The organism is Hymenobacter sp. BT559 (assembly GCF_016427535.1).
GTDB lineage: Bacteria > Bacteroidota > Bacteroidia > Cytophagales > Hymenobacteraceae > Hymenobacter.
Window position 1 is genome coordinate 683281 of sequence record NZ_JAELXV010000003.1, and the last position, 17819, is coordinate 701099.

General features: G+C 60.0%; 8 protein-coding genes. 5 read left to right on the plus strand and 3 right to left on the minus strand.

Annotated features, from left to right (window positions below):
- Positions 1 to 28: 28 nt before the first annotated feature.
- Positions 29 to 4942: a DUF8696 domain-containing protein gene (locus tag JAO77_RS13590; RefSeq protein WP_198990907.1), complete on the minus strand. Its 4914-nt coding sequence runs from the start codon at positions 4940 to 4942 to the stop codon at positions 29 to 31.
- A 960-nt stretch (positions 4943 to 5902) separates the two neighbouring features.
- Here JAO77_RS13590 and JAO77_RS13595 point away from each other — a divergent pair.
- Positions 5903 to 6670 (plus strand): creatininase family protein, encoded by a 768-nt coding sequence (locus tag JAO77_RS13595; protein WP_198990908.1) that lies wholly within the window; start codon positions 5903 to 5905, stop codon positions 6668 to 6670.
- 98 nt (positions 6671 to 6768) lie between these two features.
- Here the strand turns inward: JAO77_RS13595 and JAO77_RS13600 are convergent, their stop codons facing one another.
- Positions 6769 to 8001 carry an NADP-dependent isocitrate dehydrogenase gene (locus tag JAO77_RS13600; protein ID WP_198990909.1) on the minus strand — a complete coding sequence of 411 codons (1233 nt, stop codon included), beginning with the start codon at positions 7999 to 8001 and terminating at the stop codon, positions 6769 to 6771.
- 534 nt (positions 8002 to 8535) lie between these two features.
- On the opposite strand from JAO77_RS13600, the gene JAO77_RS13605 reads away from it, so the two are divergent.
- The 4 genes from JAO77_RS13605 (at position 8536) to JAO77_RS13620 (ending at position 14397) form a co-directional block, all read left to right on the plus strand.
- Complete coding sequence (locus JAO77_RS13605; RefSeq protein WP_198990910.1) at positions 8536 to 11196, plus strand: glycoside hydrolase family 3 C-terminal domain-containing protein; 2661 nt, start codon at positions 8536 to 8538, stop codon at positions 11194 to 11196.
- Between the two features lie 36 nt (positions 11197 to 11232).
- Positions 11233 to 11508, plus strand: coding sequence for a hypothetical protein (locus tag JAO77_RS13610; protein WP_198990911.1), 276 nt, complete (start codon positions 11233 to 11235; stop codon positions 11506 to 11508).
- An 80-nt stretch (positions 11509 to 11588) separates the two neighbouring features.
- On the plus strand, positions 11589 to 12029 hold the full coding sequence (locus tag JAO77_RS13615; protein ID WP_198990912.1) for a hypothetical protein: 441 nt from the start codon (positions 11589 to 11591) through the stop codon (positions 12027 to 12029).
- Between the two features lie 160 nt (positions 12030 to 12189).
- Entirely contained in the window at positions 12190 to 14397 is a 2208-nt protein-coding gene (locus tag JAO77_RS13620) for an amylo-alpha-1,6-glucosidase (RefSeq protein ID WP_198990913.1), read from the plus strand.
- Positions 14398 to 14555: 158 nt separating this feature from the next.
- On the opposite strand, the gene JAO77_RS13625 is transcribed toward JAO77_RS13620, so the two are convergent.
- On the minus strand, positions 14556 to 17486 hold the full coding sequence (locus tag JAO77_RS13625; RefSeq protein ID WP_198990914.1) for a glycoside hydrolase family 2 TIM barrel-domain containing protein: 2931 nt from the start codon (positions 17484 to 17486) through the stop codon (positions 14556 to 14558).
- Positions 17487 to 17819 lie beyond the last annotated feature (333 nt).

Consider the following 17819-nt stretch of genomic DNA (forward strand, 5'->3'; position numbering starts at 1 on the left):
CCACGGCGGCGCCCAACGCCCGATGTGATTAATAGAGAATGGTAATCGACCCTGCGTAGGACTTACCCAGCGGGCCCTTCGTGACCACGACGTAGTAGTAGGTGCCCACCGGAGCGGGCTGGCCATTGATGTCGCCACGCCACTCGTTGGCCCGGCTGTAGTTTTCGGCCGAGAAAATCTTGTTGCCCCAGCGATTAAACACAGTCACGGTGTTGTCGGGATATTGCTCGATAAACTCAATCTGCCAGGTGTCGTCGCGCCCGTCGCCATTAGGTGTAAAGGCGTTAGGAATACGAATGGCCGGGCGCACGGTCACGGTGACTTGGTCAGAGCTGGCGCAGCCACCGGTGCCGGCCGAGAGGGTATAAGTAGTAGTGACGAGCGGCGCGGCAATGGGGCGCAGCGGGTCGCTGGGCGGAATAGTCAGCCCTAGGGCCGGCGTCCAGGTCACGGGGTAGGTGCCATCGGCAGTGCCCTCCAGCGTCACAGACGTGCCGGCCAGAATCTCCTTGTCGGGGCCGGCATTCACCACCACTGGCGGCTGAATCTGTACCACTACGCCGTTGGAAACGGCCGTTACGGGCTGCCCGCACTCGTTGGTGGTGCTTAGGCGCAGCGTCACGGTTTGGCCGCTGCGCAGCGTAGTGCTGGTAAAAACCGGGTTGGTAGCGCCCGCTACGTCGGTGCCGTTTATCTGCCACTGGTAGCTGGGGGTAGGGCCCACCCCCGTCACGCTCGTGAGGCTGAACGCGATGGGCTCGCCAGGACAAACCGGCCCGCTCGGCTGCGCGCCGATGGCGAGCGCGGGCGTCGTAGTAGGCGTGCGCGTCACGGTAACCGAAGCCGTGGCGGGGCCCGTGCTGCACAGCCCCGCGGTGGGCGTTACGTCCACGCGCACCTGGTCGCCAGTGACCAAGGTGCTGCTGGTGAAGGTGGGGCCACTAGCCGCCGCTACGTTGTTGACAAACCAATTGATGGTAGGTGCGGCGCCCGCATCCGTAACCACTGCCGTGAAGGTGAGGGCCGTGCCGGGGCATTGCACCGGCGGCGTAGCCAGGCTTACCCTAGGCGTTACGACGGGCTGCACTTGTACAGTCACTACGTTAGATAGGGCTGTCGAACAAGTACCAGTGCCTGAAGTAACCCGGCGGCGGTAATAGGTAGTAGCCGTAAGTGCACCCGGCGCGAAAGTAGGATTAATGGCACCGGTAATAGAGCTCCAGTTAGCGTTATCGGCAGATGACTCCCACTGGTAGGTAAAAGTGCCAGTGCCACCGCTAGCCCCCGAGGCGCTGGTGAACGGTGCGGCAGTAGCGCCCGCACATATAGTTTGGTCGGCTGCAATGGTGCCCGCAGTCAGCGTTGGCAGCACTGTGAGCGTGACCGAAGCCGAAATCGCGGAGCCGCACAGCCCGGAGGTGACCCGGCGCCGGAAGTAGGTGGTGGCCGCAAGTGAGCCCGGTCTGTATTCGGGGCCAATGGCCCCAACTATCGGGACCCAGTTGGCATTATTGTCGGAGGAATCCCACTGGTAAGTGTAAGAGCCCGTGCCACCCGTAGGGGCAGTAAGGTTATTAATAGTTGCCGGTATGACGCCGGCACACAGCGTTTGGTCGGGGCCGATAGTACCAGCCGTCAGCGCTGGCGCGATGCTGATGGTAATGACATTAGAGAATACTGGTCCGCACGTGCCTGAAGTAACTCGACGCCGGAAGTAAGTAGTAGCCGTGAGGGCGCCGGGAGCGTAGTCCGGATTAGAATCTGGTAGGGTGGTCCAGGTAGCGTTATCGGCAGATGACTCCCACTGGTAGGCAAATGTGCCCGTTCCCCCACTGGCCCCTAGGGTGCTGGTGAGCGGGGCTGGCGCGGTGCCCGCGCAAATAGTCTGGTTGGCCGCGATAGTGCCAGCCACCAAGGCCGGCAGCACCGTTACCGCAACGGGAGGCGAGTATGCCACGCCGCAGTTACCCGAGCTTACCCGGCGGCGGAAATAAGTAGTAGCCGTGAGAGCGCCCGGCGCGTACTCCGGATTGTTTGCCCCACTGATAGCAGTCCAGTTAGAATTATCAACTGATGACTCCCACTGGTAGCTAAACTGCCCGGTGCCCCCGCTGGGGCCGGCCGTACTGGTAAGCGGGGCGGGCGTACCCCCGGCGCATATCGTTTGGTCGGCCGCAATGGTGCCGGCCGTTAGGGCGGGTAGCACCGTCAGCGTAACCACGGGTGAGTAAACTGGCCCGCACGGGCCTGAAGTAACCTGGCGCCGGAAGTACGTAGTAGCCGTAAGAGCGCCGGGCGCATAGTTGGGGCTCGTAGCCCCGGCAATGGCAGTCCAGTTGGTGTTATCAACCGACGACTCCCACTGGTAGCTGAACGTGCCCGTGCCGCCGGTGGGGGCCGTGGCCTGGTTCAGGGCATCGGGGGTGGCGCCTAGGCACAGCGTCTGGTCGGTGCCAGCAGTACCGGCCGTCAATACCGGGCCTACGGTGATGGTAACAACGTTAGATGTGGCCGGCCCGCAGGTGCCAGCGGCACTTGCCTGGCGGCGGAAGTATGTAGTAGCCGTAAGGGCACCCGGCGCGAAGGTTTCGGCCGTGGCCCCCGCAATGGCGGTCCAGGTAGCATTATCAGCCGACGATTCCCATTGATAAGCAATGGCGCCCGTGCCCCCGCTGGCCCCTAGGGTGCTGGTGAGTGGTGCTGGGGTGCCGCCCGCGCACAGCGCTTGGCTAGCCGCAATAGTGCCGGCCACCACGGCGGGCTGCACAGTCACCGCAACGGTATTAGACAGGGCCACGCACGGACCTGAGGTAACTTGGCGACGGAAGTACGTGGTAGCCGTAAGGGCGCCCGGCGCGAAGGTTTCGGCCGTGGCCCCCGCAATGGTGGTCCAGGTCGTGTTATCGGGCGAGGCTTGCCACTGGTAGGTGAGGGTACCGCTGCCGCCCGTAGCTGCTGCTGTGCTGGTGAGGGGGGCTGCATCGGTGCCCGCACACAGCGTTTGGTCGGCCGCAATGCTACCACCAGCCAAGGCTGGCAGCACCGTAATGGCTACCGAAGCAGTAAAAGTGGGAGTGCAGTAAGGACCTGACTGATTCGGCAGGAGTAGCAGGGCGCGCCGCTTATAGTAAGTCGTGCCAACGGGCAGAGTGCTCGGTGGCGTGTAGCCGGCAGCCGTAGCCCCGCCAATATCGGTGAAGTTGACATTATCCGACGACGACTGCCACTGGTAAAGGAGCGGCAGGCCAGCATCGCTCGAAGCACTAGCCGTGCTGGTAAGCGCGGCCGGGGCCGTGCCAGCGCACAAGGTCTGAGGGCCAGCAATACTACCGGGCTCAGGCAGGTTTGGCACCCGAATCCGCCCCGAGCTTTCGCGACAAAAGCAGTTGGTGGTGATGCGTAGCTTTATATCATAGTCACCGGGTGTGGCATACACGTGCACCGGGTTTTCCTCGGTGGAGGTTGCCCCATCGCCAAAATCCCACGCGTAGGTTTTATTGTCGAAGTCAATGGGCGGCGCTGTGAAAGAGATTTGCCGGCAGCCAGTTATTTCGGCGCTAGGGCCCACTCGCAGCAGCGAGCTTTGGTTGAAGTTAACCAAGCCTAGGCCGCTACGGCGGCCGCTCAGCCGCAGGGTCAGGCTATCGTCAGCGTAGCGGACCTTATCACCCACCGAGTCGGGATAAGTAATGAAACCTAGCGCCGGCTGGTTTTCGCGGGCCACGTAGATTTTGCCATCCGGCGCTAATTGCAGCGACCCTAGGTTAACCGGCGTGGTTTGCCTGAGCGAAATGCTTTGCTTGTTGCGCGGTGCCGTGCCGCTGATGTCAAATTGCAGCAGCTTGGGCGGGTTCATCACCGTGGCGTAGAGTTTGCCGCCGGCCGAAAAATCGACCCCGTAGTACTTGCCCTCGCCGCTATCCACAACGTATGGCTGCTGCGGATTGGCGCTCACCCGGCCCGTACTAGTGTCAAAGCTAAATAGCTCGACGGTGCTACTGCTGTCACCGACCACTTCGCTATAGCGCGCTACGGCTAGCCGCTGGCCATCGGGCGTTATTTTCATCTGCCCGCGGTAGCCCATTGGCGATACGCTGGGCGCGTGCAACGAGCCCACGGGCGAAATAATAGGCGCGTCGATGAGGACCGGGCCTAAGCCAGCACCGGCAACCTGCCGCACGCGGTAAGCTAAAAAGGCATCGCCGCGGTTGGCAGTGCCCGTTTTGGCATCGCCCCAGCCGTGCACGATAATCCAGATGTCACAGCCATTTTTGTGAAACACCCCCGTCATCTTTTCGGTGGTGCCTTGGGTGAGAGGCGTGTTCTTGGTGGCCGCCGTCACCGTGCCAGGCCCACCGCCCGCCGGAATTATAATTTCCGACCAGCTCAAGCCCTTGGGGCCGCCCGCCGCATCTTGTGTAAAGATGAGGTAGCGTGTTTCGCTATTTGGCATCCCGGGGGGAGGGCTGCCGGGTAGCCGGATAGGTAGGGGGCCGTCGGTGACAAGCCGGTTACCGCCCATACCTGTGCCATTAGTCATAATGCTACCATTGGCATTCCAAATAGTGTCGCCGTTGCTATAAAAGAGAATCTTACCGGTGCCGTCTGACATTACCCCGGCGCCGGCGGGCGCTACCATTTGGCCATCGGTCAGCACTTTCGGCGGAATAGAGTCGGTGGCCTGGTTAAAATCCAGCCCGGCCTTATAGCCGAAATACCAGGTATTGGCAAACTTCTCATCCTGGCTGCACTCGGGCGGCGCGCTCGGTGTAGCCTGACCTAGGGCCGTGTGGATGGCGCTACCCAACAGCCAAAACAGCAGTGTAAGCAGCCAGCTGGCCGGGCTGCGGCGCCTGGCACGCAGTAGTGGGCTAGGTCTATCGGTAATGGGGGTGGGGCGGCTAGGAGCAGATAGGGCAGGAGACGGTAGCGCTGCGGGCATAGTAGAGCGAGTAAGGAAACAGGCAAAGCGGCAGCTACTCAGAAGGCAACGTGCCGTTTGCCACCTTTAAAGAACGAAGCCTGATGACTAATTCTTGTGAGAAAAAGCGCAGCCAGCCAGTCTCAGTAAAGCTACGCACCGTTGGCTACGTTTGTACAAGCCAATGCCCGAATAGTGCTGAATGCTACAGACCCCTCGCGTTTTATGACTGGCTCATGCTACTCAAGAGTTTGCAAGCGACCTAGGGACATATGTGAGAGCAAAAAAGGCTAAGCTTTGTGCTGCAGGACATAACGGGTTCTAGTTAAGGATTTGTCCTTTATCTATAGACGTTTGTCAGAGAGTGACAAAAGGTCTTTGTGTTCTTTGTCGAGGTATATAATATGGCTCAGAGCTGTGGAGTAAAGCCTAGTTCTCATTCGCATACCTTCAGTAAAATAGGATGCTGCTAAGCAAGTTTATATTGTAAGCGGAACCCTATAAAATATAAATAACTGTTAAGCAGATGGAAATAAATATCATTGATAAAAAAGTGCAATTATTTTTGCATTTTTACAATCAGTGCAATTAGTTTTGTAACGGATTCAGCGCCGCAGGTTTTTGGATTATTTGGTAAATAAAGGTTATGTGAAGCAGATGTGGGGACATCTAATAAGGACAAAGGCGAGATTTTCTCGCTTCTGTTTGATAACTAAATAAGTTATTATTATCTAAGAAAATTACAATTAGTATTAGAGTGAAGTTGCCGGGACGTGCAACGCAACAAGTGAAACAGGTGCTGAGTAAACCGGCCGCTAGCCTCGCTAGCGGCCTTTTTATTGGCACAAGGGCCGATGCGCAGTTGATTATGCCGTCTAGCTTCCTCTGAAATAGCCTTAAGTCAGAGCAACGCCCCGGGGCGGGGTCTAAGTGGACTGGGTGGCTATTTTTACCGCTAGCTGCTCCTAGGCAGCTAACACTATGTCGCCTCGCCCCTACATCCTGGCCGAAACCACGTGGCAGCACGTTAAGAGCGCCGCTTATGAAGTAGTTGTGCTGCCCTGGGGAGCTACGGAAGCCCACAACTACCACCTGCCCTACGCCACCGACAACATGCAGTGCGACTACGTGGCCGCCGAGGCGGCCCGGCTGGCCTGGGAGGCGGGCACCAAGGTGGTAGTGCTGCCCACTATTCCGTTTGGGGTGAACACAGGGCAGCTCGATATTACGCTGGACATCAACCTGAACCCGAGCACGCAGCTGGCTATCTTACGCGATATTGTGCAGGTGCTAGCGCGCCAAGGCATTCCGAAGCTGGTGCTGCTGAATGGGCACGGCGGCAACGATTTTCGCCAGCACCTGCGCCAGCTGCAAGCCGAGTTTCCGACGGTTTTTCTCTGCACGCTCAACTGGTTTAAGGCCGTAGACCGGAGTAAGTTTTTCACGGCGCCCGGCGACCATGCCGATGCCCTCGAAACCAGTGCCATGCTGCACATTGCCTCCGAGCTGGTGCGCCCGCTGTCCGAAGCAGGCTCGGGCCATGCCAAGCAATTTCGTGTCGAGGCCTTGCGGCAGGGCTGGGCCTGGGCGCAACGCGAGTGGAGCAAGGTGAGTGCCGATACCGGCGTGGGCGACCCTGCCGAGGCCACCGCTGAAAAAGGAGCTGCCGTGCTGGCTGCTGCCAGCCAAGCTATCGGCCATTTTCTTATCGAGCTAGCTGCCGCCGACCCACATGACATGTACGAGTAGCATAGCCTAGGCTATATAGCCTGAGCTACTAAGCGCTACATATAAAAAAGGCCCATCCGTGTGCGGATGGGCCTTTTGGTTTAAAACTAACCTAGGGCTTATTTGCCCAGCTTAGCTTTCAGGTTTTCGTCGAGCGCTTCCAGGAACTCCTCGGTGTAGAGGTAGTCGCGGCCGTGCTCCACCTTGTTGCCGTGGATGCAGACGGCCAGGTCTTTGGTCATTTTGCCGCTTTCTACGGTTTCAATGCACACTTGCTCAAGCGCGTGGCAGAAGTCGATGAGCTCTTGGTTGCCATCGAGCTTGCCGCGGAACTCTAGACCGCGCGTCCAGGCGAAGATACTGGCGATGGGGTTGGTGCTGGTGGGCTTGCCCTTCTGGTGGTCGCGGTAGTGACGCGTCACGGTGCCGTGGGCGGCTTCGGCCTCCATGGTTTTGCCGTCGGGCGTCACGAGCGTCGAAGTCATCAGGCCCAGCGAGCCGAAGCCTTGGGCTACAGTGTCGCTCTGCACGTCGCCGTCGTAGTTTTTGCAGGCCCACACAAAGTTGCCGTTCCACTTCAGCGCCGAGGCCACCATGTCGTCAATCAGACGGTGCTCGTAGGTGATGCCAGCGGCCTTAAACTTCTCCGTGTAGTCAGCTTCGTAAATCTCCTGGAAGATGTCCTTGAAGCGGCCATCGTACTTCTTCAGGATAGTGTTCTTGGTGCTCAGGTACAGCGGCCAGCCCTTCATCAGAGCTTGGTTGAAGCAGGCGTGCGCGAAGCCGCGAATCGACTCGTCGGTGTTGTACATGGCCAGGGCTACGCCATCGCCTTTGAAGTTGAATACCTCAAACGACTGTGTCTCGCCGCCATCTTCGGGCTGGAAGGTGATGGTGAGCTTGCCTTTGCCCTTCGTTACGAAGTCGGTAGCGCGGTACTGGTCGCCGAAGGCGTGACGGCCAATGCAGATGGGGGCCGTCCAGTTGGGCACTAGGCGGGGCACGTTGCTCGTCACGATAGGCTCGCGGAATACGGTGCCGTCCAGTATGTTGCGGATGGTGCCGTTGGGCGATTTCCACATTTGCTTCAGGCCAAACTCCGTTACGCGCTCCTCATCGGGGGTGATGGTGGCGCACTTGATGCCCACGCCGTGCTGCTTGATAGCGTTGGCCGCGTCGATGGTCACCTGGTCGTTGGTTTCATCGCGATACTCAATCCCTAGGTCGTAGTACTTAATGTCAAGGTCCAGGTACGGGGTAATGAGCTTGTCTTTGATAAATTTCCAGATGATGCGCGTCATCTCGTCGCCATCGAGCTCCACTACGGGGTTGGCTACTTTGATTTTGGTCATTTCCTCTCGGTATAATAGGTGGGTAAGGGATGCAGAAACTGGCGCCCCTAAGCGGGGCCGCCGGCTCATTAGCCGCGTCAATATTAAGTAACTTTTGGCGCCTGGCAGCAAGAGGGGCCTCTAGCGCACCCTAGGTAGTAGTTGGCTGGCCTTATGCTGAGTGGCTTAGCGCCGCACAACCCGGCCCGCCACAGCTAGGCCAGCACTTCATGCAGCCAAGTATACTGGTGTAGTGCCGAGCCGGCGAAGTGAGGCGTAGCCACGAGCTCAAGCTTGAGCCGCTGCGAACACCCACGCAAAATAGTTTTTAGGCAGCGGCCTATCAGAAACGTTTGCGAAGACGATACCGATAGTTTTCGTCAGATATTTTGCTTGCTGTTCAGCTTTTTGGCTTCGCTAGGGCCTGCGAGCTGCCTGTACATTTGAGGGGCTTGCGCTGGCCGCCAAAGTAGGCTTTCGCGCAGCAAGCTGCTGGTAACGGCCTCCAAAGTACCCTAGGAGCCTAGCAGCAGCGCTCTCTATTCCCACCCATCCATGAAACTACCCAAACTCCTCCTGGGCCTGCTGGTATTCGCAGCTACCAGCGCCCAGCGCCCGGCTGCCATTCCTGCGGCGGCCTATCCCTTCCAAAACCCGGACTTGCCCATCGACCAGCGCGTTGATGACCTGGTGGGCCGCCTCACGCTGCCCGAAAAGGTGTCGCAGATGCTGAACGCCTCGCCGGCCATCGACCGCCTAGGTATCCCAGCCTACAACTGGTGGAACGAAGCGCTGCACGGCGTGGCCCGCACCAGCATGAAAACCACGGTGTTTCCGCAGGCTATTGGCATGGCGGCGACCTTCGACAAAGACGCCATGCTGCAAATGGCGACCATCACCTCCGACGAGGCCCGGGCAGTGCACCAGGAGTACGTGCGGCGCGGCGAGCGCGGTATTTACCAAGGTCTTACGTTTTGGACGCCCAACATCAACATCTTCCGCGACCCTAGGTGGGGCCGGGGGCAGGAAACCTACGGCGAAGACCCTTACCTGACCGGGCAGCTGGGCTCAGCATTGGTGAAGGGCTTTCAGGGCGACGACCCGAAGTATTTGAAAATCACGGCGTGCGCCAAGCACTTTGCCGTGCACAGCGGCCCCGAGCAGCTGCGCCACGAGTTCGACGCCAAAATCAGCGACTACGACCTGTGGGATACGTACCTGCCCGCCTTCCGCGACCTCATCGTGGATGCCAAGGTGGCCGGCGTGATGTGTGCCTACAACGCCTACGCCAGCCAGCCCTGCTGCGGCAGCGATGTCTTGATGACCAACATCTTGTATAACAAGTGGAAGTTCAAGGGCTACGTCACCTCCGACTGCGATGGGCTCAACGACTTTTGGCAGCATCATAAAACCGACCCCGACGCGGCTACCGCCGCCGCCAATGCCGTGCTGCACGGCACCGACATCGAGTGCGCCACCGGTAAGCTCTTTACTTACAACTCGCTGCTAGAGTCGGTGCAGAAGAAGCTCATCACGGAGCAGCAGCTCGATGTGTCGGTGAAGCGGCTCTACAAAATTCGGTTTCAGTTGGGCATGTTCGACCCAGTAGAGCGCGTGAAGTACGCCCAGATTCCGCTGAGTGTGGTGGAGAGCGCTCCGCACCAGGCCCACGCCCTCAAGATGGCCCGCGAGTCGGTGGTGCTGCTCAAGAACGAGAAGAACACGTTGCCGCTGCGCAAGGACCTGAAGAAAATCGTGGTCCTAGGTCCCAACGCCAACAACGAAGCCGTGCAGCTCGGCAACTACAATGGCTTTCCGACCGACATCGTGACGCCGCTCGAAGGCATCCGGGCCAAGGTGGGCAAGAACACCGAAGTGACTTTTGTGCAAGGCGTAGACTACGCCAGCAACACCGTATACGAGCCGCTGGATATCAACAAGCGCCTGGCCTTCAGCGGTCAGCCGGGCTTTCAGGCCGAATACTTTAAAGGCACCAACCTAGAGGGCGCCCCCGTAGCCACGCGCCAGGAGGCGGGGCTAGACCGCTACCTAGCCAACGTGAAAATGGAGGTAGCACCTGGCCTGCCTGCCGAAAACTTCTCGGCCCGCTACCGCGCCACCTTCACGCCCGAGAAGACGGAGGAGCTGGCTTTGCAAATCACGGGCGACGACGGCTACCGCTTATTTCTAGACGACAAGCTGGTGCTCGACAATTGGGCCGGCCGCGGCGTTTCGACCAAGCAATACGTGCTGCCCGTGACGGCCGGTAAGCCCCTAGGTCTGCGCCTGGAGTATTTGCAGACCGACCGCCGCACCATTCTCAAATTCACCGGCGCGAAGGTGGTGACCATGAACGCGGCCAACATTCTGGCTCAGGTAAAGGACGCCGATGCTATTGTGATGGTAGGTGGCATTTCACCCCGGCTTGAAGGTGAAGAAATGAAAGTGGACGTGCCCGGCTTTAGCGGTGGCGACCGCACCACCATCGGCCTGCCCCAGGTGCAAACCGACTTGCTGAAGGTGCTGCATAGCTCCGGTAAGCCCGTAGTATTTGCCATGATGACGGGCAGTGCCATTGCCACGCCTTGGGAAGCCGCCAACTTGCCGGCCATCCTCAACACCTGGTACGGTGGGCAAGCGGCCGGCACCGCACTAGCCGACGTGCTGTTTGGCGACTACAACCCCGCCGGCCGCCTGCCGGTCACCTTCTACAAGTCGGAAATCCAATTGCCGGCCTTCGACAACTACAGCATGGAAGGCCGCACTTACCGCTATTTCACCGGCGAGCCGCTGTGGCCCTTTGGCCATGGCCTGAGCTACACTACGTTTAAGTACAGCAATTTGAAAGTGCTGTCGAAGACTACCACTGACCAGCCCATTCGGGTAAGTGTAGAGGTGCAGAACACCGGCCAGCGCGCTGGCGACGAGGTAGTGCAGCTCTACGTGCGGCACCCTGGTGCCACGGGCCGCGTAGCGCGGCACGCGCTCGAAGGCTTCCACCGCATCAACCTAGGGCCGGGCGCCAAGCAGACAGTGCAGTTCACCCTGACACCGCGCCAGCTGGCGCGCCTCACAGCCCAGGCTCAACGCGTAGAGCTAGCTGAAAAGGTGCAGGTGTTTGTGGGCGGCGGGCAGCCGCTGGCCGCCGCAGTGTCGGCCGGCCGGGTGCTGAAAACCGATGTCAACCTGACCGGCGCGAAGGTGGTCATCGATTAATAAAAACGAACGGCACCCTGCTTAAAAGGCGAGGCTATGTGGCTTGTAAAGGGCCCCGTAGTCTCGCCTTTTAAGCAGGGTGCCGCAGGCGGTTGGGTCCAGACCACTCCTGCGGCTTCAGCCTCGGCCGGTACGCCGGCCGTATCGGGCACTAAAAACGTGGGCCGCAACCGCACCGATGCGCCCAAGGCCCCGGGCATGAGCCCAACTGGCCCTTCGCGCGAAACCCCCGCCCGCGCTCGCCGGGCCATTACCCGTCGCGGTCCGGCTGCGTCAGCCAAGGCGCCCGCGGCACTAGCTTCGGCGCAGTAAGGCGCGCCTGGCGCATTGGGGGCAATGGCTAGGCAAGGTGTTTGCTACTTTAGCCTACGTACCTTCAACCCGGGCGCCCTATGGATGCTACTTCTTCTCACACACCCAACTACGCTACCTCGGAGGCCGCGCTTGCTGGCGTAGCGATACCGCCCGCAGTGGCCCCCGGCCGCCGCCAGCGCCTAGGTGGGGCTGTGGTAGCCACGGCCACTAAGCTGCTGCCCTTGGTGGCGCTGCTCGATGCCATTCAGCCACAGGTGGCCAACGAGTCGGTTTTTCGCACCAAGCGTAAAAAGATTCGGGCGCACTTCGACGAGGTGTATGCAGAGCTGCAAGCCGAGCGGCCTCGGCACAAAGCGCTGGCCCACACGTTTCAGGTCCTCACTGAGCTAGTGCGCGAAGAAACGCGCGATATCAGCAAAGATGAATTGAAGCAAGCGGCCAAAGAGGTAGTCTTAGCTACGCTCAAGAACGCGCCCGCGCTCCTCAATGCGGCGCACCAAGCGCGGCTATTGGCGTAGCGATTGCTGCTTAAAAGCCGCTGTGCGCGGCTCGCAGTTTTGGCCTGCGTGCTGCCTTGAGCTGCTCGCTTAGGTACCTGCTTGATGCTACCCGGGGCCTAGGTACGCCGTAGTTGCTCGGCGTGGGCCGCCCGTGCCCCGCTCCCTATGCCCGGAAGCCATGCCCGACCAACGCGATATACTGGACGCAATGCAAATGACGGTGCCGCACTCGGCCAACCGCATTGCCTCCTTCACTAATAAAGCCGCCGCCTACTATTGCGCCCAAACCCACGCCGTCACGCACCCTGAGTACTCGTGGTTTGAGGGGCTTAATGTAGCCAAAAACCGCGTGTTTGGCGGCTATGCCCTGTACCACGGCGACTACCTTCTAGACAACAAAACGACCACTGCTACGGTGTATCCGCATAAGCTGGTGCGCCAGCACGGCCCGGCGCTGCAAGAAGAGCTATGGCTGTTTGATGGCCGCAACCTGCTCGAAATAGACCTAGGCGGCGCCACGCAGCCCATTAGCTTGCAGCTGAAAGGCGAGGGCGTGCGCTTGTTGCAGCAGCAGGGCGACATTGCGTTTTTCTCGCCGCAAGAGGGAGACTTTGTACTAGCCGTAGCGCCTAGGTTGCCGGCGGCTCTCACTCGGCAAGGCGAGCGAGTAATAGCGTCGGGGGCTGGCTTCTTCATTGCCTGCGGCCAAGACGAGGCAGATGCTACCGCACTGGTGCGTGAAGGCCAGCAGCACGGCCCAGCCCTGAAGCTGGCTCGCCAGCAGCGCCTGCGCCACTTCTTACAAACCAATGCCTCCCTAACGGCGAGCGACGACGCGCTGACGCTGGCCCTGCGCTGGCTAGCCATTACCACCGACCAGCTCGTGGCCCAGCAGCAGGGCGATGGCATCTACGCTGGCCTGCCGTGGTTTAACGAATACTGGGGGCGCGACGAGTTTATCGCCCTGCCCGGCGCGGTGTTGGTGACCGGGCAGTTTGCCACGGCGCGGCGCATGCTGCTGGCATTCGCGGAGTTTCAGCAAACCGACCCCGCGTCGAAATACTACGGGCGGGTACCCAACATAGTAAACCCCAGCACCATCGACTATCACACCACCGACGGCACGCCGCGCTTTGTGATTGCCTTGCGCGACTACGTGCAGTACTCGGGCGACCTAGACCTAGGGCGGCTACTCTACCCAGCTGTGCAAGCCAGCATCGAGGGCGCCCTCAAGAATTGGGTTGATGCCAAAAGCTACCTGCTGCACGACGACAACGAAACCTGGATGGACGCCCGTGATGCCAACCACGTGGCCTACACCCCCAGGGGCACCCGCGCCAACGATATTCAGGCACTGTGGTACCAGCAGTTGCAAGCTGGCGCCTACTTCGCCGCCTGCGTGCACGACGACACCAGCCAAGCGAAATGGGCGCAGCTGGCCGAGCAGGTAAAGCAGCATTTTGAGCAAGACTATCGCCAGTCTACCCACGACTACCTCGCCGACCGCCTCGACCAGCAGGGCAAGCCCGATTTTACGCTGCGCCCCAACCAGCTCTTCGCCCTCGACCTAGTGGACGACGCTGCCTTCGCGCGCCGCGTGCTGCGCCGCACCTGGCAAGAGTTGGTGTATCCTTGGGGCGTGGCCACCCTGGCCCAGCACGACCCGCAATTCCATCCGTACCACCTCGCGCCCGAGTATCATAAAGATGCGGCCTACCACCGCGGCACCGTCTGGCCCTGGCTCAATGGCATTGCGATGCAGCGCATGCTGGAAGCGGGCCAAGTCGAAACGGCCTACCAGCTCTTTGCCAACGCCAACCGCCAGGCGCTGACCCTAGGCGTGGTGGGCGGCCTCAGCGAAAACCTGGATGCTTACCCGCACCCCGGCCAAGCGTGGCCCAAGCTCACGGGTGCTTACCTGCAGGCTTGGTCTAATGCCGAGCAGTTGCGCGTGTGGTACCAGTATTTTCTCGGTATTCGCCCCGACGTGCCCAATCAGCGACTCACGCTGGCGCCCCGCCTGCCCGCCTCCATTCAGCACCTCGACTACCGCTTCTGCCTAGGTGACGGCTCGGTGGCGGCGCAGTACCAAGCCGGTTCGCAGCGCGTGTACAGCTACACTTTTCAGGAAATAGCTACCAACGTGCACGTCGCTGTTTTTCCGTTTGAGCCCACTACGGTAGCCGTGCAGCCAGGTAATACGCTTAAAGTGACGACCAGCGTGCAACAGATGATAGTGGAAGTATTTGAGCAGTCGCGGCTGGTGAGCACAGTTATTGTTGCGCCCTCGGCCGCTCGCCTGGCTCAGCAAGCACAAAACGATGCAGTGCTGGCGGGCGTGGCGTTTGCACAGCCACTACCGCTGAGCAGTCGCTTGCTAGGATAATGAAAAAATAGCTTGAGGTGTATTGCTCGTTAATTGTGGAACCCCACCCACACCCCCGCCCCCTCCCCTCCGGGAGAGGGGAGCCTGACGAATTACAATGTCCGCCTACGGTCGGCTCCCCTCTCCCGGAGGGGAGGGGCCGGGGGTGGGGTCCTACGTTAGAATAAGTCGTTCTTAGCCGGCACCACGTAGGGCTGAGGTTTACCCGTAGTCTTGGGCAGGCCGAAGAAGAAATAGAGCGTGCGCTTGGTCGGGCCGCCCAGGTGGTTGGCTTCGCTGAGGGGCCCTAGGTTCTTAGTATTGTTATCGAGGTTGAGGGCAAGTTTGGTACCGATGGGCGGAATGGCATCCAGAAACGAGAAATTGCCGGGCGGCAGCGCGGGCGCGGGCACTGGGCCCGATAAGCCGTAGAAATCAAATAGCCGCACGAACAAGCCTTTATCGGGGCTGGCGACCAGGAATTTGCCTTCTACCGTATTCATCTCCAGCCACACCACATCGGCAAAATAGCCCTTAAACTCGGGGTAGAGCCAGGGTGCGGCACCGGTCTGGGTGTTGTTATAAGGGTTTTCCCACACGTTGGTGGTGGGGCCGGCCATCCGGTTTTTCCAAACGCGGTAGGGGCCCTTGCCCAGCCACTTGGCGCCGAGCACGTAGTTTTCGGGGTAAGTAAATGTGAGCCCCGCGGCCGGGTAGTCGCCCGCAGGCAGGTCGTAGGTATAGTCGAGGCGCAGCCAGCCATCGGGGCGCAGGGTCCAGCGCACGGTGTTAAGGGCCCCTAGGTAGCGCACTTCTACCACCTCGGCGCCCGCCTCGGTGCGGTGCGCTAGGCTCTGGAAAGTGGCTGCGCCGCCCACCAGCACCGGCCCGTTGGCAAAGCTGAGCTTGTCGCCGTTGTTGCCTTTCACCTGTCCGATGTAGCCAGTGCGCTTGCTAAAGCTGATGCTGATGCCGCTGGCTTGCAGCGTGAGTAGGCTGTCGTTTTCGGTTACGGCTACGGCGGCTGGTAGGGCAGGGGCTGTTGCGGCCGGCTGCTGTGCGGCGGCGGGCGTAGTCGCAGCGGGCAGCATGTCGCGCAGTAGGTTGGCATTTGGGCCGGTCTTCCAGGTCCATTGGTACACTAGGTTTTTCTGCGGGTCAAAAGCCGAGAGCAGAATGGCGTCGTAGCTCTGCCAGTCCTTAGGTAGCTTTAGGTCGAGCTGGCCGGTGGCGAGCGGCGCTATGTTGGGGCTGGCAATGCGGCTTTTCTTGAGCGTACTGTAGCCCGTAAAAACCTCGCCGGGCTGGCGATACTTCACCAGTTCCCACTGAAAAAAGCACTGGTTGAGGTTGGTAAAATGGTAGCGGTTCTCGACTGCCACACGGCCGTTGAACTTGGCGGGCAATTCCTTCAGCTCAATGCGCACGGGCGAAAAAATCTCCCGGATGGCGAAGAAGCTGCCTTCTTTCTCGCGGTGCGGGCCCAGTACGCCGTCGGGCGCGTTCACGCCGTTCACGTCGATGATGCCGCGCTGGTCGGTGCGCACGATGCCCTCATCAACCAACGCCCACAAGAAGCCGCCGCCCGAGCGCTGGGCCTTCCAGTGCAGGTCCCAGAAGTCGGCCAGGGCCGCACCGCCCCCGCCATCGTCCTGTGAGTGCAAAAACTCGGTGGGCATGTAAATGAGCGAGTCGGCGAGTATCTGCTTGGTGCTGTAGTAGTTCTCGTAGTGGTTGCAGTCGATGCCGCTGGCCGCATTGCCTGGCCGGTGGTGCGGGTGAATGACGGGCCGGTTCGACAGGTCGTACTTGCCAAACTCTGCGTCTAGCTCCTTATTAGTGCCGCCCTCGTTGCCATTGTCCCAGAAAATGATGCTGGGGTGGTTCACGTCCTTGCGCACCATTTCGCGCACCAGCGGGCGGCCAGCCTTGGTGCTATAGGCTTTTTGCCAGCCCGCTAGCTCGTCGAGCACGTACAGCCCTAGGGAATCGCAAAGGTGCAGAAACTCGGCATCGGGCGGGTAGTGCGACATGCGCACGGCGTTCATATTCATCTCCTTGATGAGCTTCACGTCCAGCAGATGTATCGAGTCGTTGAGGGTGCGCCCGGTTTCGGGCCACCAGCTGTGGCGGTTGGTGCCCTTCATTTTTACCTGCGTGCCATTCACGAAAATGCCCTTGCCGCGCCGCACCTCGATGGTGCGAAAACCGAAGGTTTCGGTAGTTTGGTAGAGCGGCTGGCCGGCCGCTTGCAGCGTGAAGCGGGCGCGGTAGAGGCGCGGTGTTTCGGCGGTCCAGGTCAGGGGTTTGGCTACTTGGGTGCGCAGCTGCACCACCGTGTCGGTGGCCGTGGCCCGACCTAGGGCCGTGCCTACTACCCGGCCGCTGGTGTCGATGATGTCGGCCTTTACCTCGGCGGCTTGGGTGAGGCCGCGCAGCCCTACGTTGGCGGCGAAAAAGCCATCGGCGCGGGCGTTGATGGCGGTATGCGGGATAAATTGCCTAGGCGTGGCCTCGAGGTACACGGGCCGGAAAATGCCGCCAAATACCCAGTAGTCAGCCAGTCGCTCAGCATTATTTACTGAGGCATCGGCTGACATTTTACTCACCATCACTTCGAGCAAGTTAGCCTGGCCAAACTTCAGCAGCGGGCTAATGTCATACTTAAACCGGTAGAACGCGCCCTGGTGAATGGGTCCGGCCAACTGGCCATTTACGCGCACTTCGGCGTCGGTCATGGCCCCTTCAAAGACGATGTAAACCGCCTGATTTTGCCATGCGGCCGGTACCGAGAAGGTGTGCCGGTACTTGCCCTGCTCATCGGCAAAGCGAAAGTTTTTGCCGTAGGTCTTGTAGTCGCGCCCATAGTTGTAGGCGCCAAACCCCTGCTGCTCCCAGCACGAAGGCACCTGAATAGTAGTCCAGTAGCCGCTTTTGCGCCCGCTGGTGCAGTAAAAGTCCCAGGTGGCCGTGCGCGTGTTGTCACGCCCCGATAGGTACTGCACCTGCTTTTGCAGTGCGCCGCTCGCTGGGCCAGGCTGCGCATTACCAAGGGTAGTTAGTAGTAAAAAGGCTAGAAACAGGGCAGCTAGTGACAAGGGGCGAGGCATGGTGGCGCGGGGGGTGAGCAAGTAAGGCAGGCGGCAAGCTAAGGCAGCGCCCTAGGTCTGATTGCCCTGTGCTCTCCTGCCCCAGTGGGCTGGCGGCGTAGGCGGGGCTGGTCAGGCTGGCGTGCTACTCGGGCATGGCCCTGCGCAGCAGTATGAAGAAAGTATTGCTAACACTATTGGAATATTAGGTCGGATACCGCAATTTTACATATTGGCTAGGTAGCTAAAATGGTCAGTTAGGCCTAAATAGTCTGATTGTTGCACACCGGCATTCGGGGTGGCAGCCAGCACTGCAGGCGGCTCGCTGAAACATTTTATCTCTTCCGATACCTC

Coding starts and splice junctions, on each gene's coding strand:
- JAO77_RS13605 (WP_198990910.1), top strand. CDS start 8,536: ATGAAACTACCCAAACTCCTCCTGGGCCTGCTGGTATTCGCAGCTACC.
- JAO77_RS13595 (WP_198990908.1), top strand. CDS start 5,903: ATGTCGCCTCGCCCCTACATCCTGGCCGAAACCACGTGGCAGCACGTT.
- JAO77_RS13620 (WP_198990913.1), top strand. CDS start 12,190: ATGCCCGACCAACGCGATATACTGGACGCAATGCAAATGACGGTGCCG.
- JAO77_RS13625 (WP_198990914.1), bottom strand. CDS start 17,486: ATGCCTCGCCCCTTGTCACTAGCTGCCCTGTTTCTAGCCTTTTTACTA.
- JAO77_RS13610 (WP_198990911.1), top strand. CDS start 11,233: ATGTGGCTTGTAAAGGGCCCCGTAGTCTCGCCTTTTAAGCAGGGTGCC.
- JAO77_RS13600 (WP_198990909.1), bottom strand. CDS start 8,001: ATGACCAAAATCAAAGTAGCCAACCCCGTAGTGGAGCTCGATGGCGAC.
- JAO77_RS13615 (WP_198990912.1), top strand. CDS start 11,589: ATGGATGCTACTTCTTCTCACACACCCAACTACGCTACCTCGGAGGCC.
- JAO77_RS13590 (WP_198990907.1), bottom strand. CDS start 4,942: ATGCCCGCAGCGCTACCGTCTCCTGCCCTATCTGCTCCTAGCCGCCCC.